Annotated in this window: 21 protein-coding genes; 17 read left to right on the top strand and 4 right to left on the bottom strand. The window is 41.4% G+C overall.

The features are described 5' to 3' along the window. The first annotated feature begins 410 nt into the window (after positions 1 to 410). The 8 genes from E2R51_RS04245 (at position 411) to E2R51_RS04210 (ending at position 9532) form a co-directional block, all read left to right on the top strand. Entirely contained in the window at positions 411 to 1961 is a 1551-nt protein-coding gene (locus E2R51_RS04245) for a glycine betaine uptake BCCT transporter (RefSeq protein ID WP_133375776.1), read from the top strand. A 470-nt stretch (positions 1962 to 2431) separates the two neighbouring features. Continuing rightward, a complete protein-coding gene (locus E2R51_RS04240; protein WP_133375775.1) occupies positions 2432 to 3097 on the top strand; it encodes a lytic transglycosylase domain-containing protein in 666 nt (221 codons plus the stop codon). A 27-nt stretch (positions 3098 to 3124) separates the two neighbouring features. Beyond that, entirely contained in the window at positions 3125 to 3817 is a 693-nt protein-coding gene (locus E2R51_RS04235; RefSeq protein WP_133375774.1) for a thermonuclease family protein, read from the top strand. A 35-nt stretch (positions 3818 to 3852) separates the two neighbouring features. Continuing rightward, on the top strand, positions 3853 to 5334 hold the full coding sequence (locus E2R51_RS04230; protein ID WP_133375773.1) for an amidase: 1482 nt from the start codon (positions 3853 to 3855) through the stop codon (positions 5332 to 5334). Positions 5335 to 5569: 235 nt separating this feature from the next. Then, complete coding sequence (gene acnA / locus E2R51_RS04225; RefSeq protein WP_133375772.1) at positions 5570 to 8281, top strand: aconitate hydratase AcnA; 2712 nt, start codon at positions 5570 to 5572, stop codon at positions 8279 to 8281. Positions 8282 to 8438: 157 nt separating this feature from the next. Continuing rightward, a complete protein-coding gene (locus E2R51_RS04220; protein WP_240732951.1) occupies positions 8439 to 8573 on the top strand; it encodes an FbpB family small basic protein in 135 nt (44 codons plus the stop codon). A gap of 194 nt (positions 8574 to 8767) precedes the next feature. Then, positions 8768 to 9208 carry an acyl-CoA thioesterase gene (locus E2R51_RS04215; RefSeq protein WP_133375771.1) on the top strand — a complete coding sequence of 147 codons (441 nt, stop codon included), beginning with the start codon at positions 8768 to 8770 and terminating at the stop codon, positions 9206 to 9208. Positions 9209 to 9220: 12 nt separating this feature from the next. Further along, positions 9221 to 9532, top strand: a complete 312-nt coding sequence (locus E2R51_RS04210) for a hypothetical protein (RefSeq protein ID WP_133375770.1) — start codon at positions 9221 to 9223, stop codon at positions 9530 to 9532. A gap of 20 nt (positions 9533 to 9552) precedes the next feature. Here the strand turns inward: E2R51_RS04210 and E2R51_RS04205 are convergent, their stop codons facing one another. After that, positions 9553 to 9849 (bottom strand): HesB/YadR/YfhF family protein, encoded by a 297-nt coding sequence (locus tag E2R51_RS04205; RefSeq protein WP_133375769.1) that lies wholly within the window; start codon positions 9847 to 9849, stop codon positions 9553 to 9555. Between the two features lie 91 nt (positions 9850 to 9940). Between E2R51_RS04205 and E2R51_RS04200 the strand changes: the two genes are divergently transcribed. Then, the gene (locus E2R51_RS04200; protein ID WP_133375768.1) at positions 9941 to 10192 is read left to right on the top strand and encodes a hypothetical protein; all 252 of its coding nucleotides are present in this window, start codon (positions 9941 to 9943) and stop codon (positions 10190 to 10192) included. A 144-nt stretch (positions 10193 to 10336) separates the two neighbouring features. On the opposite strand, the gene plsY is transcribed toward E2R51_RS04200, so the two are convergent. Then, a complete protein-coding gene (plsY, locus tag E2R51_RS04195) occupies positions 10337 to 10945 on the bottom strand; it encodes a glycerol-3-phosphate 1-O-acyltransferase PlsY (RefSeq protein ID WP_133375767.1) in 609 nt (202 codons plus the stop codon). Positions 10946 to 11148: 203 nt separating this feature from the next. Between plsY and E2R51_RS04190 the strand changes: the two genes are divergently transcribed. The 8 genes from E2R51_RS04190 to E2R51_RS04155 all read left to right on the top strand — a co-directional run bounded on the left by E2R51_RS04190 (position 11149) and on the right by E2R51_RS04155 (position 21755). Further along, positions 11149 to 12447 carry a purine/pyrimidine permease gene (locus E2R51_RS04190; protein WP_133375766.1) on the top strand — a complete coding sequence of 433 codons (1299 nt, stop codon included), beginning with the start codon at positions 11149 to 11151 and terminating at the stop codon, positions 12445 to 12447. 96 nt (positions 12448 to 12543) lie between these two features. Further along, positions 12544 to 13515 carry an ABC transporter ATP-binding protein gene (locus E2R51_RS04185; RefSeq protein WP_133375765.1) on the top strand — a complete coding sequence of 324 codons (972 nt, stop codon included), beginning with the start codon at positions 12544 to 12546 and terminating at the stop codon, positions 13513 to 13515. A gap of 2 nt (positions 13516 to 13517) precedes the next feature. Next, entirely contained in the window at positions 13518 to 14171 is a 654-nt protein-coding gene (locus E2R51_RS04180) for an ABC transporter permease (RefSeq protein WP_133375764.1), read from the top strand. Positions 14172 to 14202: 31 nt separating this feature from the next. Further along, positions 14203 to 15105 carry an ABC transporter substrate-binding protein gene (locus tag E2R51_RS04175; protein ID WP_205703305.1) on the top strand — a complete coding sequence of 301 codons (903 nt, stop codon included), beginning with the start codon at positions 14203 to 14205 and terminating at the stop codon, positions 15103 to 15105. 31 nt (positions 15106 to 15136) lie between these two features. Next, positions 15137 to 15544: a CoA-binding protein gene (locus E2R51_RS04170; RefSeq protein WP_133376322.1), complete on the top strand. Its 408-nt coding sequence runs from the start codon at positions 15137 to 15139 to the stop codon at positions 15542 to 15544. Between the two features lie 288 nt (positions 15545 to 15832). Then, entirely contained in the window at positions 15833 to 17800 is a 1968-nt protein-coding gene (parE, locus tag E2R51_RS04165) for a DNA topoisomerase IV subunit B (RefSeq protein WP_133375763.1), read from the top strand. Positions 17801 to 17806: 6 nt separating this feature from the next. Next, a complete protein-coding gene (gene parC, locus E2R51_RS04160) occupies positions 17807 to 20236 on the top strand; it encodes a DNA topoisomerase IV subunit A (protein ID WP_133375762.1) in 2430 nt (809 codons plus the stop codon). Between the two features lie 82 nt (positions 20237 to 20318). Beyond that, on the top strand, positions 20319 to 21755 hold the full coding sequence (locus tag E2R51_RS04155; protein WP_133375761.1) for an alanine/glycine:cation symporter family protein: 1437 nt from the start codon (positions 20319 to 20321) through the stop codon (positions 21753 to 21755). Positions 21756 to 21799: 44 nt separating this feature from the next. On the opposite strand, the gene E2R51_RS04150 is transcribed toward E2R51_RS04155, so the two are convergent. Both E2R51_RS04150 and E2R51_RS04145 read right to left on the bottom strand, forming a co-directional pair. Continuing rightward, positions 21800 to 22855, bottom strand: coding sequence for a GDSL-type esterase/lipase family protein (locus E2R51_RS04150; protein WP_165967136.1), 1056 nt, complete (start codon positions 22853 to 22855; stop codon positions 21800 to 21802). Positions 22856 to 22956: 101 nt separating this feature from the next. Then, on the bottom strand, positions 22957 to 23196 hold the full coding sequence (locus E2R51_RS04145; protein WP_133375759.1) for a hypothetical protein: 240 nt from the start codon (positions 23194 to 23196) through the stop codon (positions 22957 to 22959). Positions 23197 to 23217: the final 21 nt, after the last annotated feature.

Below are 23217 nucleotides of genomic sequence, written 5' to 3'. Positions count from 1 at the left end.
AAAAGGCTTCATCTGCTGAATTCCAGTAGATGAGGCCTTGTTTTATTTCTCGAAAAATACAGCTTAAACGAATAGGTAGGTATAATGTATTGTTTTTTAGTATATTTAATTGCTGTATTTTACTCCATTACTTTAAGTTAGTTAATTTGTACTAGCAATGATCTTCCTTTAAATACCTATTTTATAGAAATAAATCCAAAAAAATGCGACAATATTTGTCAAATTACCAGATAAAACACTATCATTCCTCTAAATTCCTGCTGCTAAATTTAAAAATTTGTCTTTTGATGTTAGTACCTGAATGAAGTTTGAATTATATTTCTAATCATGTTACGGTTAATATCGTGTTTTTTACTCATACTTTTGGGTAAAGATAGATAGTACCTAGAGACTAGAGAGAGGAGAATATTATGAAACAGGTATCTAGAGTTTTTTGGATTACAATTTCCATTGTTGCACTTGCAACTATTTATGCCATTATTTCCCCATCAGGCTTTGAGTCTGCTACCTCCAATATTCAAGCATTCATAACTTCTACATTTGGATGGTATTACCTGATCCTTGTATCAGTAATGGTTATTTTTTGTATCGTTTTAGCAATTACACCAATCGGTCAGATTCGTCTTGGAAAACCGGAGGAACGGCCGGAATACTCTACCGGATCGTGGTTCGCCATGTTGTTTAGCGCCGGTATGGGAATCGGTCTGGTTTTTTGGGGAGCTAGTGAACCAATGCTTCATTTTGCAGACAGCCCGCCTATGGCAGAACCGGGAACGGATGAGGCATTAAAGGAATCAATGCAATACACATTTTTCCACTGGGGGCTTCATGCGTGGGCAATTTATGCTGTTGTTGCTTTAGCGCTCGCTTATTTTAAGTTCCGCAAAGGGGAGCCTGGCTTGATATCAGCTACACTTGTGCCGCTTTTTGGTGAAAAAATGAGAGGCGGCTGGGGGACAATGGTCGACGTCCTTGCAGTATTCGCTACTGTTGTCGGTGTTGCAACAACGCTTGGATTTGGTGCTATTCAAATAAATGGGGGGTTATCCTACTTATTTGGCATCGACATTAGTTTTGGCTGGCAGCTCGGTATCATCGCAGTTGTCACTGTATTATTTATGATCTCTGCCTGGTCAGGCATCAGCAAGGGTATCCGTTATTTATCCAATACAAATATGATATTGGCTGTTGTACTGCTGCTGGTTATGCTTATACTCGGACCAACACTGTTAATTCTGAACCTGTTTACCAACACGCTTGGATCTTATGCACAGAATTTACTTGAAATGAGCTTCAGGATGGCTCCGCTGGATGCGGATAATCGTTCATGGATAGATGCCTGGACTATTTTTTACTGGGCGTGGTGGATTTCGTGGTCACCATTTGTTGGTATTTTTATTGCACGCGTCTCAAGAGGTCGTACAATCCGTGAATTTATGGCAGGTGTTTTATTGCTGCCGTCACTTGTCAGCTTCTTCTGGTTCGCTGTATTCGGTTCAAGTTCCATTAATGTTCAGCAGGCGGGAAATATTGATCTAACAGGATTGCTGACTGAGGAAGTATTATTTGCAGTCTTTAATGAGTACCAATTCGGTGCTATATTATCAGTTATCGGTATTTTGTTAATCGGTACATTCTTTATTACTTCCGCTGACTCAGCAACATTTGTTTTAGGTATGCAAACAACATACGGCTCCTTAACGCCTTCTAACTATGTTAAGCTGACATGGGGCTTGGCGCAGTCAACAGTTGCAGTTATTTTGTTATCTGCAAACGGACTGCAGGCACTTCAAAATGCTTTAATCATTGCAGCATTTCCATTCTCATTTGTCATGCTCCTTATGATGATATCAACATACAAATCCTTAAATCAGGAAAGAAAAGATCTGGGATTAATGCTGACGGCTAAAAAGAAACCTAAACAGGTTAATACAAAAACTGCAGCTAAGAATGAAAAATAAAGCAGGAGCCCTGATCATTGCAGATCAGGGCTTTTTTTTTACTAGCTTTGTTGAACTCGATTGTTAGTATTTGCACACTGTTGATTGGAGTTGAAGGTATGAGACTCCCGCGTGATGTAGCGGGCAGGTGAGACCTTGAACTGAATTCCTTTGAAGAAGGCTCACTCCCGCCCCGCGTGTCGCTGAGCGCCTTCGTGCTGTAATCAACAGCCTCGTTTAATAAAGCCTTCTTATTAAACAAAGAAGCACTGATAACCTCAAGACGTCTATACCGGCACCCCCATAGAGCGGGAGCGGCTGACCCGAGCTGCTAAAGCCGGGATTGACTAAGAACCTTCCTTAAAACCATATGAGAATTTAAAGCTGACGGTTCACTTTAGGTTTAACCTGTTATTGCCCTGTGAAATTCGGTACAATGTAGATAGAATGTAAAGTAATATTTATGTGCTTTTAAAAGAGGAGTACCGACTATGTCAAATAAGAAAAGAAGAAAAAGAAAACGTCTAAAGCGGGGTTCAGTTTTGATTGCCTTTTTCACCCCAATATCCATTATTTTAATCTTTTTTATTATCTGTGGATACATGGTCATTCAAAATGAGGAATGGAAAGGGAAAGCTGCAGATTGGCTGGAACAGGCAGGAGCACCTGTAGAATTGACCATACCAGAAGAGTATATTGCAATCTATCAAACTGCTGAAAAGGAATACGGGGTGCCCTGGACCCTCCTTGCAGCACATCATAGAGTAGAAACGCGTTTTTCCACAATGGAAACAATGGTATCCCCGGTTGGAGCTGAAGGTCATATGCAATTTATGCCTTGTACATTTGTCGGGTGGAGTCATCCAACCTGTGAAGGACTTGGGGAAGGGGACATCCCATCAGATGAAATGACTGATCCCGCCGTTATTAACCGGCATGGTGGATATGGAATAGATGCCAATGGAGACGGTATAGCTGATCCATGGGATATCGAGGACGCAGTGTTCAGTGCTGCTAATTATCTTGCTAAAAACGGGGCAGCCGAAGGGGAGCTAAGAAAAGCTGTGTATAATTACAATCATAGTGAGGAATACGTTGATGATGTTCTCCACTATTATCATCAATACGAACAACAATTGCAGTCTACTGAAGAATAGAGGCATCTACTAAAAAGGGAGAATGAAATGAAGAAATTGTTATTATGTGTGGTGCTGTTATCCCAGGCAGCATCTGGCTGCAATCTTGAAAACGACTCAGAAAGAATAAATGCTGTTGTAATAAATGCAGTAGACGGCGACACTGTTGATGTGGAATTAGAAAATGGTAAAACGGAGCGGGTTCGACTGCTTTTAATTGATACGCCGGAAACCAAACATCCGCAATTAGGTGTGCAGCCTTTTGGTCCGGAAGCATCTCAATTCACAAAAGAAACGTTGGAAGGAAAAGAAGTAGAGTTGGAATTTGATGTAAGCGAGCGTGATCGCTATGGACGCGTACTCGCATACATTTGGCTGGAAGAGCAGCTTTTTAACGAAGATTTACTTCAGAGGGGGCTGGCGCGATTATCCATTTATCCTCCTGATATCAAGTATGTAGATGAATTTGAAGAGACTCAAGACGCTGCACAAATGAACGAGATCGGAATCTGGTCGATAGAAAACTATGTAACGGACAAAGGCTATTCACATCAGAATACTATGGATAAATCAAATAGTACCGTTCAGCCGGAGGGGTGTGAGATTAAAGGCAATATTAATTCAAAGGGTGAAAAAATATATCACGAGGCTTCGTCAAGGAATTATAAACAGACGATACCGGAAGAATGGTTTTGCTCGGTATCAGATGCAAAAAAAGCTGGATACCGAGCGCCTAAATAACAAGTGATATGAAAGAAAATCTTGCGGGAGTGTGAATGAATGTGGACAATCTGATACGTAATTTAGACGCAGTTGGTCAGGCAGAACTGATACATACGAAGCAGGCTTCTCCTCGTGAACTAGTAGAAGCATCCATCATTTCAATAGAAGAAAAAAATCCTTCACTAAATGCACTTGTGGCGACAAGGTTTGAATCTGCACTTGCTGAAGCTGAAACCGTGGATATCAATCTGCCTTTTTCAGGAGTGCCGATTGTACTGAAAAACATATCTCAGTCAGTAAAAGGTGAGCCTTTGACGGCCGGTTCAAAGCTTTTGGAACACAATGTCTCTACAAGAGATAGTAACTTTGTAAAAGCGCTGAAAAAAGCCGGATTTATCATTATGGGCCATTCAAATACACCTGAATTCGGTTTGAAAAATATAACAGAACCAAGGCTGCATGGTGCTTCGAGAAATCCATGGAACATAAATTATTCACCTGGCGGCTCAAGCGGCGGAGCAGCGGCAAGCGTTTCTGGGAACATGGTCTCCATTGCGGGAGCAAGTGATGGGGGAGGATCCATTCGAATTCCCGCTTCTTTTTGCGGGCTGATTGGTTTAAAGCCGACCAGAGGAAGAATGCCGGTTGGTCCGGGAGTGGGGCGTCAGTGGCAGGGGGCTGCAGTGGATTTTGCACTAACGAAGTCTGTTCGTGATACCGCAATTCTGCTTGATCAGATGCAAACAGTGCAATCAAGTGCGGCTTTTCATACTCCGCTTTATACGGCAGGTTATATGAATAATTTATCCCAAAATAATCCCAAAACCTTTCGTATTGGCTTTATAACTGATTCTCCTGTTGGCACCCCGGTAAGCACAGAGGCAGTAAATGCAGTTAAAGAAATGGCCATTTGGCTTGAAAAACAGGGACATAGCGTTGAAGAGGCGGTGCCTGATATTAATGGAAGACATTTAATGGAGCAGTACTATCTAATGAACTCAGGTGAAATGGCTGCTCAAGTACTGTTGATGGAACGGTCACTGGGACGGCCGCTAACTCATAAGGATATGGAAATTGAAGGATGGGTGCTTGCAGAAGCAGGGAAAAAGCTATCGGCAGGAGAATTTTCACTTAGCCTTGCTGCATGGGACGAAGCGGCTGAAAAGATGAATGAATTTCATCAGTCTTATGATTTGCTGTTGACGCCGTCAACCGCGTTTACCGCTCCTGAGATTGGCGAATTAACGCCTGATGAAGAAAAAATAAACCAGTTGCTGGAGGTGTCAGCATTAGAACCGCATTTACAGCAGTCCTTAATATATGAAATGTTTGAACCTAGTCTTGCTTACAGCCCTTATACCCAGCTTGCTAATCTAACGGGTCAGCCCGGCATCAGCCTTCCGACTTATTTATCATCTGAAAAACTTCCAATGGGCACTCAATTTATAGCACCAAAAGGTTGTGAGCACTGGCTGTTTGATATCGCCCGTTCAATGGAGCATGCAGGGTTGTTTAAAATGAGGTGGAACCGTTAGCAGGTTATTATTTTAAAATAACATTTGCATCATCCCTGTAGCGACATTCTAATTGAGAATCATTATTATTTATTGGTTTAGTAAGTAAAGTGCATTGAAAATAAGAAATATCATAAGCAATACTTATCACCTTACATAACTTTATTGATATTTACTTATCATGTTCAGTGTATTAAGATGGTAATGTGCGCGAGGGTTACATAACATATTTTAAATCTAGTAAGGGGGAAAAAAGATGGCTAATCAAGATTTGTTTCAAGCAAAAAAATCATTTGAGCTTGAAGGTAAACGCTATCATTATTATGAAATTAAAGCCCTGGAAGAAAAGGGACTAACTAAAATTGCAAAGCTTCCATATTCAATTCGGGTTCTTTTAGAATCAGTACTTCGTCAATATGATGGAAGAGTAATCAAAGAAGACCATATTAAAAATCTGGCAAACTGGGGTTCAAAAAAGGTAAAGGATTCTGAAGTACCTTTTAAACCTGCACGTGTTATTCTACAGGATTTTACGGGTGTTCCCGCTGTAGTGGATTTAGCTTCATTGCGTGATGCAATGTCAAAAATGGGCGGTTCACCAGACAAAATTAATCCTGAAATTCCTGTTGACCTTGTTATCGACCACTCTGTACAGGTAGATAAATATGGAACAGCTGATTCACTGCAAGTTAATATGGATTTGGAATTTGAACGGAATGCAGAACGTTATGAGTTTCTAAGCTGGGCTCAAAAAGCATTTAATAACTATCGTGCCGTGCCGCCGGCAACAGGAATTGTGCATCAGGTAAATCTTGAGTATCTGGCAAGTGTTGTAATGAATACTACCGATGCTTCGGGTGAAACAGTTGCTTTTCCGGATACATTAGTAGGTACTGATTCACACACTACGATGATTAATGGTATTGGTGTTCTAGGCTGGGGTGTAGGAGGAATAGAAGCTGAAGCCGGAATGCTTGGTCAGCCATCATACTTCCCAATTCCTGAAGTAATTGGTGTACGTTTGAGCGGTGCACTTCCTCAAGGTGCTACGGCAACTGATCTTGCTTTAAAAGTAACGCAGGTTCTCCGTAAAGAAGGCGTAGTTGGAAAATTTGTTGAATTCTTTGGCGAGGGCGTACCTCAATTGCCGCTTGCAGACCGTGCAACGATTGCAAATATGGCACCTGAGTACGGCGCAACATGCGGTTTCTTCCCTGTTGATAAAGAATCCCTGGAATACATGCGATTGACCGGCCGTGAGGAATCAGAAATTAAACTGGTTGAAGAGTATCTGACTAAAAACGATATGTTCTTCACTACAGATAAAGAAGATCCTACCTATACTGAGGTTATTGATCTTGACCTGTCAAAAATTGAACCAAACCTATCAGGACCAAAACGTCCTCAGGATTTAATTCCTCTTTCTGCAATGAAAAAAGAATTTCACAAAGCTTTAACAGCGCCTGAGGGTGTTCAAGGTTTTGGGCTTGACAGTGCGGAAGTTAAAAAAGAAGCTGTGGTTGAGTTCTCAAATGGAGATCTTGCACCAATGAAAACAGGTGCAATAGCAATCGCTGCCATCACAAGCTGTACAAATACTTCAAACCCGTATGTTATGCTGGGTGCCGGTTTAGTAGCTCAAAAAGCTGTTGAACTGGGCATGGAAGTGCCTGGGTACGTAAAAACCTCTTTAGCACCAGGATCAAAGGTCGTATCAGGCTATCTGCGTGATGCCAATTTGCTTGATCCATTAGCTAATCTTGGCTTTGATTTAGTAGGTTATGGCTGTACTACCTGTATCGGTAACTCCGGACCGCTTCTTCCTGAGATTGAAAAGACCATTGCAGATAGTGATCTTCTGGTTTCTTCTGTATTGTCAGGAAACCGTAACTTCGAAGGGCGGATCCATCCTTTAGTACGTGCAAACTATCTTGCTTCACCACCGCTGGTAGTTGCCTATGCTTTAGCTGGCACTGTGGATATCGATCTTCAAAAAGACGCAATCGGCAAAGACAAAGCCGGGAATGATGTTTTCTTAAAAGACATTTGGCCGACTACTGAAGAAGTGAATGAAGTAGTGAAGAGAACGGTAACACCTGAATTGTTCCGTGAAGAATACAAGCGTGTATTTGATAATAATGAACGCTGGAACGAAATTCAAACAAACGATGATGATTTATATGCTTTCTCTAATGACTCAACATACATTCAAAACCCTCCTTTCTTTGAAGGATTAACTGAAAAGCCATCCAATATAGAAGGCCTTGACGGACTGCGTGTAGTTGGTAAATTTGGAGATTCAGTTACAACAGACCATATCTCACCTGCAGGCGCAATTGGAAAAGACACTCCTGCTGGCTTATATCTGCGTGAAAATGGTGTTGCAATTCGTGATTTTAACTCCTATGGTTCACGCCGAGGCAACCATGAGGTAATGATGCGTGGTACATTTGCAAATATCCGTATTCGCAACCAAGTGGCACCAGGCACTGAAGGCGGTTATACCACTTACTGGCCGACTGGCGAAACAATGGCCATTTACGATGCCTGCATGAAATATCAGCAGCAGGGAACCGGGCTGGCAGTGCTTGCCGGCAAAGACTACGGAATGGGTTCATCAAGAGACTGGGCAGCAAAAGGAACCAATCTGTTAGGCATTAAAACGGTTATTGCTGAAAGCTATGAGCGTATTCACCGTTCAAACCTGGTTTTCATGGGAGTATTGCCGCTGCAATTTAAAAAGGGCGATAATGCTGAATCACTGGGTCTGACAGGGCGTGAAACCATATCTGTAAATGTCACCGATAATGTCAAACCGCGTGATATCCTGACAGTTACTGCAACTGCTGAAGACGGCACTGTGAAGCAATTTGACGTGCTTGCACGATTTGATTCCGACGTCGAGGTTGATTATTATCGCCATGGCGGTATCCTTCGCATGGTTCTGCGAGATAAACTGACTGTTTGATAGTAAGTAGCAACTCCGAGAGTGTAATTTACACTCCCGGAGTTTTTTTATGAGTTTGATCAAACAAAAGATGATAAAATAAATTGTCACAATTTTTACTCTTTTTATGTTTAAAAAAGTTACTTGTGTGCGATACTAGTTATAGGAGGTGTGGATCATGAGAGTAAAAGGGAAAACCCTTCAAGAGCTTGTTGCCGAAAATCGGTCGGAAATTCAAAAAGATCCCATTAAAATGGATCGTATTGAAGACCGGCTCGAGAAAAAATGGATGGCTTGGCAGGCACGCAAATAATTCTTCGCATTCTGTCCAACCGGATAGAGTGCTTTTATTTTTGTTGGAGCTGATCGATATAATGCAATTGGTAATCACATTTGCTGTAATCTGCATACCAGGGTTTCGTTATAGAGCTAAAATCCTTTCGGTAGGGACTAACCCCTCAATATGGTAAACTGTATAAAAATGCTTGAAAGGATTGAAGCTTTCCAATGAAAGTAGCAGAAAAAACAATTGAAGTGCGTTACGCAGAAACAGATCAAATGGGTGTCGTCTACCATGCAAACTATCTGGTGTGGATGGAAATTGGGAGAACGGCATTAATTGAAGAACTTGGATTCAGATATGCCGAAATGGAAGAGCAGGGGATCCTGGCGCCGGTTATGGATATTCAGGTATCTTATAAAATGCCGGTAAGGTACGGCGAAAAAGCGACCATTCGGACATGGATTGATCATTATGATGGACTTCGCACACACTACGGATATGAGATTGTGTCGGATTCAGGTCAGCTGGCAGCTTCGGGATTATCAAAACATGTTTGTGTTAAAAAAGAATCCTTTCGTCCAATTTCAGTGAAAAAATTCTTTCCAGAATGGCATCAGGCATGTGAGGAACATAAAAAACACCAACTAAACCCTGTAAAAGGGTAACGGGGGAACAAGATGGCTTTTGGTATTAATAAAAATCATATTACAGAATGGAAACACGCAATTGATAGAGGAGAAATTGCTTTTTTAACTCATTACTGGTTAGACGACCGGTTCCCGGATTCTAAAACGGTCACCAAGGTAGGAGCAAAGAATCTTGAGAAGCTGGCAGAATGGGGAAAGAAATACCAATTAAAGAAGCAGTGGATTCATATTAGAAAAGATGGATATTCACACTATGATTTGCTTGGGGAAACTCAAATTCTTATCCTGGAAAAAGAAGGATTGGACGAACATCTCATCCGATTTCAGATAATAAAAAGGTGACAGCCGGAGCTGTCACCTTTTTATTCGTCTTTGTGATAATCATAAGCCGGACCATCAATTTTTTCACTGTAATCAACTTCAAGATTGTGACCATCAAAATACCATACGTCTTTTTCTTCAACATAAAAGGTGATGCCTTCTTCCTCCCGGATAACAACGGCTTCGATCGGATCATCTTTGCTGACACCCAGTGAAAAGCCTTCTTGAACGGGACTGGATCCTCCGTATTTTACAAAAAAGCGAACATGGTCACCTTCTTTAATCATCATTTCATTTTGAAACCATTTTACTGCATCTTTTGAAAGCTGGATATCCATTTCGCTTTCTCCTTTCTTTAATAAATCCTTTATTTTTATTATAATGGATAGGTGGAACGAACAACAATAATTGAACTTGAAAGGAGTCTTTATGGAAAAACGTATTTTCTCATGGATTGGACTGGTCATTTTTGGCGGTATGCTTATTCAGACCTTCCTGCAATTAAAGTCTTCATACTTTATGGAAGCTTCCCTATTTATTGCTTTCTCAGCTGTTGTATACGCAGCACTGTTAATGCTTAAGAAAAAGAATTTCAGTGGCTATCTGATAACAACGGGAGCAATCGCAGCGGCTGCTGTGATTATGATCTTTCTATATCCTGTTATATTGCCTGCCCATTAACTTTCTAAACATGTTATCGGTGAAAAGAAGTAAATCGAGATTGGGACAAATCATTAAGAAAAAAGCCTTCATGAACAATATTCTTGTTCGTGAAGGCTTTCTTTGGTTGCCGCTAAAGAGGCTGGGTCTGTTCAGCAGAAATTTTTATGCATCGAGCTTTCTTTTTTTATTCATCCATGTAATCTTAGGTTCAGTGCCATTTTTTATTCGTATAATATTTGTCCGGTGTCTGATAATAACAAACGCTGACATTACACAGACAATGGCGATCAGCGCCGGATCATCTGTAAATAGGACGCTGTACAAAATAGCAAATATGCCAGCAATCATAGAGGATAAGGAAACGTATTTAGATACATAGAGTGAGAGAAGGAAACAAAGTACGACAAGGACAAATAAAAGCGGTGCATACCCCAGCAGTACTCCTGAAGATGTTGCTACTGCTTTTCCCCCTCTGAATCCAGCAAAAATCGGAAACATATGGCCGATTACAGCAACGATGCCTGCCACAAGCATCAGATCCTCCCTTGAGAAAGAAAGAGCAATTAAAACAGCGGCAGTTCCTTTTAAAATATCCATGACAGTAACAATTGCGCCCGCTTTAACCCCAAGGACCCTGAAAGTATTAGTAGCACCAAGGTTTCCGCTTCCGAAATTTCTTATATCCTTGCTGTAAAAGGCTTTTCCGATCCACAAGCCAGATGGAATTGAACCAATTATGTATGATAAGAAAAAAATAATGGCAGCCAGCATAGTAGTACTCCTTTTAATTATTTTAGGTAAAATATGTGTAAATCGTATGCGTACAGTTATTTTATCATGAAATGTTTCTAAACGTGTATTTAATTAACATCTTAAAAGAGAATTTAAGTTGAATAGACTAAAAGGATATTTTTCCTTTTTCCTGTATTTCTGTGCTACGATGACCACATGATTATTTAAAGGAGTATAGATAAATGAAGACGATGTTAAGTTCTTTTCAATGGTTTATTTTTATGATCGCAGCATCCATCGCAGCACCGATAGCAATTGCTGCAGTGTTTGAGCTTAATCCGGCTGACACAGCAGGGTTTGTCCAAAGAACTCTGCTGGTTCTTGGAATTGCGGGAATTACTCAGGTTCTGTTAGGCCATAAGCTGCCGATTAGTGAGGGGCCGGCTGGCTTGTGGTGGGGTGTGTTTACCATTTACGCCACATTTGTAGGTGTTATTTATACGACACCGATCGAAACGCTGCAAATACTGCAATCTGGTCTGCTCGTAAGTGGAATCATTTTCTTATTAATATCCTTAACTGGAATAATGGATAAAATTACAGTCCTTTTTACCCCGGTCGTAACGTTTACTTATTTAATGCTTTTGATTTTTCAATTAAGCGGATCTTTTTTAAACGGTATGATAGGCCTTCCAAATGAAAAAGGGACAATACAGGGTTTTGTGATTTTTGGTTCTGTTATCACTGTCATGCTTGCTTTTTGGCTTGGCAATCAAAAAAAGATTTTTATGAAGCGTTACTCCATTATCTTATCCATTGCAGCAGGGTGGATCATCTTTGGTTTCTTAGGCAAAGCTCCGTTTGACATGCCATCGACAAATGCGCTAGTCACATTGCCTGATTTTTTTGCTTTCGGACCGCCGGTTTTTGACAGCGGAGTTATTGTTACTGCATTCTTCATTACTTTTTTATTGACTGCGAACATGGTTGCTTCGATAAGAGTGATGGAATCTGCTATGAACGAGCATTTTAATGAAACGCCAAAGCATCGCTTCCGGCAGGCTGGGCTGGCAGCGGGGGTTAACACTCTCTTTAGCGGAGCCCTCTCGGCCATCGGTTCTGTACCGATTGCAGGAGCTGCTGGCTTTGTAGCAGCTACCAAATCACAGAGCAGAACTCCGTTTCTGATAGGGTGCATGATTGTAGCAGCGGTCAGCTTTTTTCCCCTGATTATTAATACGCTTTCCCAAATTCCCGCTGCCGTCGCATTTGCGGTTACTTTTGTTATTTTTACCAATATGATTCGTCTTGCTTTTTTAGAATGGCAAAAGGAACAAAACACTGAGCGCGGATTAACGGTTATTGGTATTGCGTGGCTTATTGGTGTCGGCCTTATGTTTGTGCCTTCAGAAGCCTACAGCGGACTTCCTGCTGCTGTAAGCTCCATATTATCAAACGGTTTAATTACCGGCACTGTGACAGCTGTAATAGTGGAGCAATGGCTGATCATGAAAGAACAAAAACAAACTGCAGACAAGTAAACCTGCAGTTTGTTACAATTTCATTACTTAATGAGTTTATGCTCAGAAAAGTGGGGGAATCTACTATTAGTGTGAAAGTAAAAAGGCGGTGTAAAGATGATTACATTTAAAAATGTAAAAAAGACCTTTGAAGATGGAACCGAGGCAATTAAAGGGATCGATCTACATATAGAAGAGGGTAAGCTGGTTGCATTGATCGGCCCAAGCGGCTGCGGGAAAACGACCACGATGAAAATGATAAATAAATTAATTGAGCCAACATCCGGTGAGATTTTGATTGGCGGAGAGAACATAGCCCGTCAAAAAGAAGTCGATCTGAGAAGAAATATTGGATATGTTATCCAAAGAATAGGCTTGTTTCCACACATGACAATTGAAGAAAATGTTGGCTTAATTCCGAAATTGAAGGGGATGAAAAAAGAAGAATACAATCAAAAAGTGGACGAATTATTGAATCTGGTTGGCTTAGATCCATCTGTATACAAAAAAAGATATCCGCTTGAGCTAAGCGGAGGGCAGCAGCAGCGGGTAGGCGTGGTTCGTGCTTTGGCGGGCGATCCGCCTATTATTTTAATGGACGAGCCATTCAGTGCACTTGACCCGATCTCCAGAGACCAGCTGCAGGATGAATTGAAACAGCTCCAGACCAAAATCAAAAAAACAATTGTGTTCGTAACTCATGATATGGACGAGGCACTTAAGATTGCTGATCAGATTGTTGTATTGAAGGACGGCCTGATTGAACAGGTTGCAGCCCCTAAGGAGCTGGTGCAGACGCCGAAAAATGAATTTGTCCGCTCATTTATAGGAGAAGATCGCATCAATGCTTTTCTTAACCTCCACACCCCATTATTATCACCTGTAACTTCGATAATGGATCCATTAACAGAAGAAATTAAAACTGAATTCCCAACGATTGATTCAACGGCTGATCTTAAACTTGCTGCAGGAGAAATGACCGGGCGCAATATCATCTCAATGTATGTAGTGGAAAATGGAAAGCCTATTGGTATTATTCATCAAAATCTGCTGTTAAGAAAACTAGCCGGATTTGAGAAAGGGGTGTAGGCATGGAGATTTTTCAAGCGTTTTGGGACACAATCCTCCAAAGGCAGGATTTGATTATTGAGCGTACCATCGAGCACTTGTATTTATCCTTTTCCGCTATTTTAATTGCAATTATAATCTCGCTGCCTCTAGGGATATTCATTTCCAGAAAACAGAAACTAGCAGAATTTTATATTGGAATCACAGCGGTTTTTCAAACGATTCCAAGTCTGGCTCTATTCGGGTTTTTAGTTCCTTTAATTGGAATCGGTTTTGAAACGGCATTAATCGCTCTTATTATTTATGCCTTGCTGCCTATTTTACGCAATACCTATACAGGGATTACAGGCGTTGATCAGGCTATAATAGAAGCCGGGCGCGGCATGGGAATGACAAGCTCACAAATATTATTCAAAATTGAACTGCCGTTATCCCTGTCTTTTTTAATGGCTGGCATCCGAACAGCAACAGTTTTAACAGTTGGAGTGGCTACACTTGCTACATTTGTAGGAGCTGGCGGGTTAGGTGACGTCATTTGGCGGGGGCTTCAATCCTACAACAATAATCTGGTTTTAGCCGGAGCCATCCCTGTCGCACTTCTTGCTCTTGGTTTTGATTTTATCTTGAAACTGATGGAAAAAAGAACGACCCCTAAAGGCCTGAAAATGAAATCCTGAAATTAAAAAATTGACAATGAGGGAGAAAACTATGAACAAATCAAAAGGATTGTTATTAACATCAATGAGCTGTCTTCTAATCCTGTCTGCCTGCAGCAGTGGGGAAAGAGACAGCAGCGACCCGATCGTTATATCCGGCAAAGATTTTACCGAACAGCTCATCCTGCCAAACATACTGGAGCAATACATTGAACACCGCTCCGACTATGATGTTGAACTAAACGAGGGGCTCGGTGAAGTAGGGATTTTAACTCCTGCGCTGGAACAGGGGGAAATCGATCTCTACGTGGAATACACCGGAACCGGTCTGGAGGCTGTTTTAGGTGAAGAAGCCAAAGAAGGAGAATCAAGTGAAAGTATTCTTGAAAGAGTCCGCAAAGGCTATGAAGAAAAATATGAAGTCACCTGGCTTGAACCGTTAGGGTTTGCCAATGATTACACGATGGCATTTGCACAGGATGCTGATTTTGAAGCAACCACATACTCAGAGCTTGCTGAGATATCTGATCAGTTGTCATTTGGTGCTCCGCACGCCTTTTTTGAACGGAAGAATGATGGCTATGAGGCGCTGGTCAAAGCATATGATTACAGCTTTGCTGAGACTAAAAGCCTGGATGCCAATATCATGTATCAGGCAGTTCAGGATGGACAGGTGGATGTCATTTCTGCTTTTACAACAGACGGACGAATTGAAAGATTTAATCTTCAAACAACAGAAGATGACCTGGGATTTTTCCCTAAGTACGATGCTGCCCCTGTTGTCCGCCAGGATGTTTTAGAGGCTTATCCTGAATTGGAAGGAATTATAAACGAACTGTCCGGAAAGATTACAGCAGAGGATATGCAAAAGATGAATGCAGCTGTTGATATTGACGGCAAAGACCATGCTCAGGTAGCGAAGGAATTTCTTGAGTCAAAGGGTCTTTTGGAATAATGGTTCAAAACAAAAAGGAGTGAGCACATTGATTCAAAATCCATCTAGAGAAGAAATAGGCTCAATATTAAACCAGTCGAAAAGAATTGCGGTTATTGGCTTAAGTGACAATCCGTCCAGAACATCTTATGGTGTTTCAAAAGCAATGCAGGATGCAGGATATGAGATTGTTCCCGTTAATCCCACGATAACAGAAGCACTTGGTGTAAAGGCAGTTTCCTCACTGGATGAGGTTGAAGGTAAAATTGATATTGTCAACGTTTTTAGAAGATCGGAATTTCTTCCTGCACTTGCCGAAGAGTTTTTAAAAACAGATGCACCTGTTTTCTGGTCTCAGCTGGGGGTAATGGATGAGCAGGTCTTTGACGAGCTGCAGGCGAAAGGAAGAACGGTTATCATGGATCGATGCATCAAGGTGGAACACGCCATTACCAGATAGAAATGAGTTAAAAGGATTTGACGAAATAATCGTCAGGTCCTTTTATTTTGTCTGTGTATTGGTTTATGATAAGACTAATTTTCGAATTTCACCCGTGAATTCAAATTAAGTGCTATGATCATACTAGGTCAAAATAGTGAACGTGAGCGAGAGTAAAACAGCTTATCTGAAAATGATACATTGAAAAAGAGCATGAAATAAGTATAGAATATGATGGGGAAACTTGATTCTTTATGATACAATGGAATAAACGAACATATGTTTGTACAGTTTGGAAGGGGAATATCAATGGCAAAAAAAGCAACGATGGAATATAACGACGATGCCATTCAGGTACTCGAAGGACTAGAGGCTGTAAGAAAGCGCCCTGGTATGTACATTGGTTCTACAGATGCGCGCGGTTTGCATCATTTAGTATATGAAATTGTAGATAATTCAGTTGATGAGGCACTCGGTGGATTTGGAGACACAATTCAAATTACACTTCATAAAGACAACAGTATATCCATAAGGGATTATGGACGGGGTATGCCCACAGGAATTCACCGTTCCGGAAAGCCGACACCTGAAGTCATATTTACTGTTCTGCATGCAGGCGGAAAGTTTGGCCAGGGCGGATACAAAACGAGCGGCGGTCTGCATGGTGTTGGGGCATCGGTAGTAAATGCCCTCTCCGAATGGCTGGTAGTGACTATACACCGAAATGGCACCATCCATGAAATGCGTTTTGAAGATGGCGGTAAACCTGTCACGTCCCTTGAAAAAAAGGGAAAAACAAATCAATCAGGGACGTTGATTCATTTTAAACCCGACGCATCCATCTTCAGTGTAACGCATTTTAATTACGACACATTGTGTGAACGATTGCGTGAAAGTGCCTTTTTGCTCAAAGGATTTAAAATCGAGCTAAAAGATGAACGCGATGACAGAAATGATACCTTTCAATTCGACACAGGCATTGAAGCTTTTGTATCGTATTTAAACGAAGAGAAAGATGTTCTGCATCCGGTTGTTTCTTTTGAAGGCGAACAGGACGGCATTGAGGTGGATTTTGCTTTTCAATTTAATGACGGATACTCGGAAACGATCCTTTCATTTGTTAATAATGTGCGAACAAAAGACGGGGGCACTCATGAAGCCGGGGCTAAAACAGCCGTTACGCGTGTGATAAATGAGTACGCCAGAAAAGTGAGCTTATTAAAAGAAAAAGATAAGAATTTAGATGGATCTGACATCCGCGAGGGATTTGCAAGTATTATATCGGTCAGAATTCCAGAAGGCATTTTACAGTTCGAAGGACAGACCAAAGGGAAACTCGGAACAACTGAAGCAAGGTCGGCTGTCGACGGTGTAATTGCCGGTCATCTGCTGTACTTTTTAGAGGAAAACCCTGAAATCAGTACACTCCTTATTAAAAAAGCGATTCGTGCACAACAGGCGCGTGAAGCTGCCCGCCGTGCACGTGAAGACGCGAGAAACGGTAAAAAGCGCAAGAAGTCCGATACCATATTATCCGGAAAATTAACGCCGGCACAATCCAAAAATGCTGCCCGCAATGAGCTTTATTTAGTAGAGGGTGACTCAGCCGGCGGTTCTGCCAAACAGGGGCGTGACCGTAAGTTTCAAGCAGTACTTCCGCTCAGAGGAAAGGTAATCAATACAGAAAAAGCAAAGCTTGCAGATATATTCAAAAATGAAGAAATCAACACGATTATTCATGCAATTGGAGCAGGTGTAGGCGCTGATTTTGAGGTCGATGATATTCAATATGACAAAATTGTCATTATGACAGATGCCGATACCGACGGAGCACATATCCAAGTACTGCTGCTTACTTTTTTTTACCGGTACATGAAGCCGATGATTGAAGCCGGCCGTGTATATATTGCTCTGCCTCCTCTGTATAAGGTGAGTAAAGGAGCGGGGAAAAAAGAAGTAATCGAGTACGCGTGGACCGATGATGAATTGGGAGAAGCGACTAAAAAAGTTGGCAAGGGCTATATTCTGCAGCGGTACAAAGGTTTGGGCGAGATGAATGCTTCCCAGTTATGGGAAACGACAATGAATCCTGAAACAAGAACCCTGATCCGGGTAAGAATTGATGATGGAGCACGCGCAGAACGCCGTGTTACTACGTTAATGGGAGACAAAGTGGAGCCTCGAAGAAAGTGGATTGAATCCAATGTTGCATTCGGGCTTGACGACAATGAAAACATCCTGGATAACGATCAGATTATGGTTTCAGAGGAGGAATAATTCAATATGACTGCAACAGAACGTTTTCAAGACCTCCCGCTTGAGGAAGTAATAGGCGACCGATTCGGGAGATACAGTAAATACATTATTCAGGAACGTGCCCTGCCCGATGCCAGGGACGGGCTAAAGCCTGTACAGCGAAGAATATTATATGCAATGCATTTTGAAGGAAACACACAGGAAAAAGGATTTCGTAAATCAGCTAAAACGGTCGGTAATGTTATCGGTAATTATCATCCCCACGGTGATTCTTCTGTATATGAAGCAATGGTGAGAATGAGCCAGAGCTGGAAAGTGCGCAATATGCTGGTAGAAATGCATGGCAATAACGGTAGTGTGGACGGGGACCCTGCAGCCGCAATGCGTTACACTGAAGCCAGATTATCTGCTATTGCAGGGGAACTGCTCAGAGACATCGAAAAGCAGACAGTAGATCATATTTCTAATTTTGATGATACGTCGGAAGAGCCAACTGTTTTACCCGCTCGTTATCCAAACCTTCTTGTAAATGGTTCAACAGGAATTTCCGCAGGTTATGCCACTGAAATACCTCCTCATCAAATTGGTGAAGTCATTGATGCCACTATCATGAGAATGGATAAACCTGACTGTTCTGTTGAGGAGTTAATGACGGTTATTAAAGGGCCGGATTTTCCAACCGGAGGCATTATACAGGGAATTGACGGGATTAAAAATGCTTATGAAAAAGGAAAAGGCAAAATCGTTATCCGTGGAAAAGTGGATACTGAGGATGTCAGAGGCGGAAAACAGCAGCTGGTTATTACTGAAATTCCGTTTGAAGTTAACAAAGCCAATCTTGTTAAAAAAATGGATGAACTGCGTGCCGATCGCAAAGTTGAAGGAATATCAGAGGTTCGCGATGAAACAGACCGAACAGGACTTCGTATCGTAGTGGAACTGAAAAAAGATGCAGATGCGAGCGGTGTGTTGAATTTTCTATTTAAGAATACGGATCTGCAAGTGCACTACAATTTTAATATGGTGGCGATCCATAATAAAAGGCCCGTGTTAATGGGGCTGTCACAATTACTTGATGCTTACATTGAACACCAAAAAGAAGTTGTTACAAGAAGAACAGAATTTGATCTGAATCGTGCAAAAACACGGCAGCATATTGTAGAGGGCTTAATTAAGGCATTGTCCATTCTGGATGAAGTCATTGAAACAATTCGCGGGTCTAAAGATAAAAAAGATGCAAAAAATAACCTTCAAATGCGATTTGAATTTACAGAACCCCAATCTGAAGCGATTGTTTCATTGCAGCTATATCGGTTAACCAATACTGATATTACAGCGTTACAAAAAGAAGCAACGGAACTTGAAAAACTGATAAAAGAGCTGCAAGCCATTTTAGAAAGTCCTAAAAAACTGATTTCAGTCATTAAAAAGGAACTCAAAAACGTTCAAAAACAATACACAGACGAACGCAGATCTGTTATTGTAGATCAGATAGAAGAGCTGAAGATTAACATGGAAGTGCTGGTGGCGAGTGAAGATGTTATTGTAACGGTCACAAAAGGCGGTTATGTTAAACGAACGTCACTGCGCTCTTATGCTGCTTCAAATGGTCAGGATTTTGCGATGAAAGAATCCGACAGACTTTTAGTAAAACTCGATGCCAATACAACGGATGTTTTATTGTTATTTACGAATAAGGGCAACTACATCTCAATACCGATCCATCAGCTCCCGGATATAAGGTGGAAAGATTTAGGTCAGCATATTGCAAGTCTCGTAACGCTTGAAAAAGATGAACAGCTGATAAAAGCGATGCATGTCAAGGATTATCAGGAAAATCAATATTTGGTTTTTATCACTAAAAACGGCATGGTGAAGAAATCAGAATTCAATCTTTATAAAGCGCAGCGACACTTTCGTGCATTGGTTGCATTGAACGTAAAAGCAGAAGACGAACTGATAACTGTATTTTTAACTGACGGATCAAAGGAACTGCTGTTAGCTACTTCTTTTGGCTATGGTCTGCGGTTTAGTGAAGAGGATGTTAATACTGTCGGTCCTAGAGCGGCAGGAGTGAAAGGCATCAATCTGAAGGAAGATGATTATGTGGTGAGCGGGCTTATGGTTAAGCCTGAGGATCAGCTGATGATGATTACTCAGCGCGGAGCAGTTAAAAAAATTGCCTCAGCGGAGTTTGATCTTAGTACGCGGGCAAAGCGCGGACTAATTATGCTGAGAGAGCTCAAAAAGAACCCTCATCGTGTCATCAGTGTATTTGCAGTAAAATCAAGTGAAGATCTTTTTGTATTGGAAAGTAAAAAAGGCATGCGCCATACAATTCATGCATCAGCATACCGGTTGAATGACCGTTATTCAAATGGTTCTTTTGTAATCGATGAAAGTGAAGTAGGGACTATTGTCTGCGCATGGCAGGAAACGGCTATTCCAGACGTTTAATATCGATTGAATGGGGAATGGAAGAAGGAACCTCTTTCTTCCATTTTTTCATATATTTATTTTATACCCAGGAGGGATTTAATTGGAGTATGGTACGTTACAATTTGTAGCTAGGATCGATTCAATTGCTACAACATTAAATGGGTTTTTATGGGATTACATACTGATAATCGTACTGATTGGCTGCGGTTTATATTTTTCCGTTCGAAGCGGCTTCATGCAGTTTACGAAAATCGGAGACATGGGCAGGCTGCTGACTGAAAAATCAACGATATCAGCGGAAGGCCAAAGAGGAATATCTTCTTTTAAAGCATTTACTATTTCAACTGCATCCCGCGTAGGAACAGGAAATCTTGCAGGGGTTGCGACTGCAATTTACTTAGGAGGACCCGGTGCTGTCTTTTGGATGTGGATTATTGCTTTAGTAGGTGCGGCATCTGCATTTGTTGAATCCACACTTGCGCAAGTGTACAAAGTTAAAGATAAGGACGGCTTTAGAGGCGGTCCAGCTTATTACATGGAAAAAGGGTTAAACGCGCGCTGGATGGGCATCATTTTTGCAGTCATTATTTCGATTACCTTTGGTTTAATATTTAACTCAGTCCAGTCCAATACGATTTCACTGGCGCTTGAAGGTTCATTTGGCTGGGACAGATCTGTTGTAGGAATTGTACTGGTTGTTATTACCGGAATTGTGATTTTCGGAGGAGTAAACCGGGTGGCAGCAGTAACAAGTGTTGTGGTACCGGTAATGGCCATTTTATATATTCTTTTAGCACTTTTTATTCTTATTACAAATTTAAATTTGGTACCAGAAATGTTCACAGTCATTTTCAGCAATGCCTTTGGCATTACTGAACTTGTATCAGGCGGCATTGGTGCTGCAATTATGAACGGCATAAAAAGAGGTCTTTTCTCCAATGAAGCCGGTATGGGTAGCGCCCCGAACGCTGCTGCAACCGCTGGAGTTACGCACCCGGCAAAACAAGGGCTAATTCAGACATTAGGTGTTTTTGTTGATACGCTTGTAATATGTACTGCGACAGCTTTAATCATTATTATGTCCGGAGAGTACCTGAATGGAACAGAGGGGATTCAATTAACACAGGATGCGCTTGCTTTCCATGTAGGCGATTGGGCTGCGGCATTTATTAGCATTGCAATATTCCTTTTTGCTTTCAGTTCTATTGTAGGAAATTATTATTACGGACAAACCAATATTGAATTTATTAAAAACAGTCCTCTATTCTTAAATTTATACCGGTTAATTGTAATGGGCATGGTGTATTTCGGTTCTGTTCAATCATTCGGTGTTGTGTGGAACCTGGCGGATGTTTCTATGGCTACCATGGCACTCATCAACCTTACAGCCATTAGTCTTTTGTCTCCGCTGGCGTTTAAAGTATTAAAGGATTATCAGCGGCAAAAACAAAATGGTCTTGATCCTGTATTTTACAGAAACAGTATTCCCGGATTGAAAAATGCTGACTGCTGGGAAGATGGCCCAGTAGAAAAATAAGAAAACAAAGCCTCCTGAACTTAATGTTCAGGAGGCTTATTTTGTTAGCCCAATAAAGGCACATGATGGCGAACAGATGGAGCTGGAATTGGACCTAAAGCTGCACCATCAGTTCCTTCAATCCCTTGTTCAGGGCCATCCTGATTATTTTCCTGAATTGGTGCTGATTCCTGTGGATCAGAATTATCTTCCGGTGACTCAGCCGGGGTTTCTTCATTTCTATCAGATTCATTTTCAGCCGGACTTTGCCCTGCTTCATCCTGGTTAGAGGGCTGGGTTTGACCGCCATTTGATTGCATCAGCTGTTCTAAAAAAGGAGACATGCCGGGATTTGGCGGAACATCATTTAAGGAAACTTCAATGCTTGGTTCCACCTGTTCAAAGAAGGAACTTGCAATAGCAGTATACCCTTCCTGATTCGGGTGAACATCTGTAGGATTAGGCACATATTCATTTCCATTTTTATCAAAATCTTCTGCCACATCGATAAACTCAATGTCTCTTGCTTCTGCTTCGTTTTGGATAATGGTATTAACCGTTGCCAGCATTTTTCTCACACCCTGCTGCTGAGTCTCAAGGACATGAGGGTAGGGGAAGTAATAGCCGATCGCATAAATGGCCGCATCGGGATTTATCTCTTGAACTTCATCCAGTAACTCCCCGTACTGAATGCGCATCTGATTTAATACGGCATTTGCTGTAAGTTGATCATATGCTACTGTCCGGCCGCCTGCATCCTGCTGAACCAGGCCAAGCACATCATTGGCTCCAGCTGAGAGAGTAATCATAGTCGCTTGTTCAACTGCCTGCCGTACTTCAGCGGTGTCAAGAAGTTCAATAATATTAGATGTAGCAAAACCAGGCACAGCAAAATCCTTGCTAAAAGCCGCTAACAGACCATTTTGAGCCAGCTTGTTTGCAATAATATCAGTGTAGCCTGCATCAAGTTCATCATAGGGGGTTGCGCCTGCTGCTACCGAATCCCCAAGTGCAACATAGATTTCCGGTTTATTAATTTCAGCCTTTGCAGGGGATAACGGAAGAGCTAACAGGGTAAGTGCCATGCCGATGCATGCAGTTTTTTTAAGATGTCTGGTCATGTAGCTTATCGACTCCATTCTTATCTTTTAGAAAATTAACACGGGTTGATTTTATAGATTCAGTTTATTACTGTAAGTATATCGGATTTTTCAGGAGATTATTATGATGAAGCATTACGTCTTTTATTGTAAGCATCAATTGTATCCAGCTCTTCGTTCACTAAACGCTCAATTTCCTTCAAATCACAGTTTTCCACAATTGGGTCCCAATCATCCCATTGGATATGGCGTACGAAGTAAAACCCGCGAATCTTTGACAGGTGAACGGTTGAGTTGGGGAACATATCGACGTATGCTCTTATTCTGCCTCTTCCTGAAAACGTCCATCTTATTAATTTCATTTTAATCACCGCTATTACTAT

Origin of the sequence: Jeotgalibacillus sp. S-D1 (genome assembly GCF_004358665.1) — a bacterium.
GTDB lineage: Bacteria > Bacillota > Bacilli > Bacillales > Jeotgalibacillaceae > Jeotgalibacillus.
This window is presented reverse-complemented; position numbering and strand designations above follow the sequence as displayed.

Excerpts from the sequence above, each read along its gene's own strand:
- E2R51_RS04175 (WP_205703305.1), top strand. The coding sequence starts at position 14,203 with ATGAACAAATCAAAAGGATTGTTATTAACATCAATGAGCTGTCTTCTA.
- E2R51_RS04190 (WP_133375766.1), top strand. The coding sequence starts at position 11,149 with ATGAAGACGATGTTAAGTTCTTTTCAATGGTTTATTTTTATGATCGCA.
- parE (WP_133375763.1), top strand. The coding sequence starts at position 15,833 with ATGGCAAAAAAAGCAACGATGGAATATAACGACGATGCCATTCAGGTA.
- E2R51_RS04180 (WP_133375764.1), top strand. The coding sequence starts at position 13,518 with ATGGAGATTTTTCAAGCGTTTTGGGACACAATCCTCCAAAGGCAGGAT.
- E2R51_RS04235 (WP_133375774.1), top strand. The coding sequence starts at position 3,125 with ATGAAGAAATTGTTATTATGTGTGGTGCTGTTATCCCAGGCAGCATCT.
- E2R51_RS04215 (WP_133375771.1), top strand. The coding sequence starts at position 8,768 with ATGAAAGTAGCAGAAAAAACAATTGAAGTGCGTTACGCAGAAACAGAT.
- E2R51_RS04150 (WP_165967136.1), bottom strand. The coding sequence starts at position 22,855 with ATGACCAGACATCTTAAAAAAACTGCATGCATCGGCATGGCACTTACC.
- parC (WP_133375762.1), top strand. The coding sequence starts at position 17,807 with ATGACTGCAACAGAACGTTTTCAAGACCTCCCGCTTGAGGAAGTAATA.
- E2R51_RS04200 (WP_133375768.1), top strand. The coding sequence starts at position 9,941 with ATGGAAAAACGTATTTTCTCATGGATTGGACTGGTCATTTTTGGCGGT.
- E2R51_RS04245 (WP_133375776.1), top strand. The coding sequence starts at position 411 with ATGAAACAGGTATCTAGAGTTTTTTGGATTACAATTTCCATTGTTGCA.
- E2R51_RS04230 (WP_133375773.1), top strand. The coding sequence starts at position 3,853 with ATGAATGTGGACAATCTGATACGTAATTTAGACGCAGTTGGTCAGGCA.
- acnA (WP_133375772.1), top strand. The coding sequence starts at position 5,570 with ATGGCTAATCAAGATTTGTTTCAAGCAAAAAAATCATTTGAGCTTGAA.
- E2R51_RS04210 (WP_133375770.1), top strand. The coding sequence starts at position 9,221 with ATGGCTTTTGGTATTAATAAAAATCATATTACAGAATGGAAACACGCA.
- E2R51_RS04145 (WP_133375759.1), bottom strand. The coding sequence starts at position 23,196 with ATGAAATTAATAAGATGGACGTTTTCAGGAAGAGGCAGAATAAGAGCA.
- E2R51_RS04185 (WP_133375765.1), top strand. The coding sequence starts at position 12,544 with ATGATTACATTTAAAAATGTAAAAAAGACCTTTGAAGATGGAACCGAG.
- plsY (WP_133375767.1), bottom strand. The coding sequence starts at position 10,945 with ATGCTGGCTGCCATTATTTTTTTCTTATCATACATAATTGGTTCAATT.
- E2R51_RS04240 (WP_133375775.1), top strand. The coding sequence starts at position 2,432 with ATGTCAAATAAGAAAAGAAGAAAAAGAAAACGTCTAAAGCGGGGTTCA.
- E2R51_RS04205 (WP_133375769.1), bottom strand. The coding sequence starts at position 9,849 with ATGGATATCCAGCTTTCAAAAGATGCAGTAAAATGGTTTCAAAATGAA.
- E2R51_RS04220 (WP_240732951.1), top strand. The coding sequence starts at position 8,439 with ATGAGAGTAAAAGGGAAAACCCTTCAAGAGCTTGTTGCCGAAAATCGG.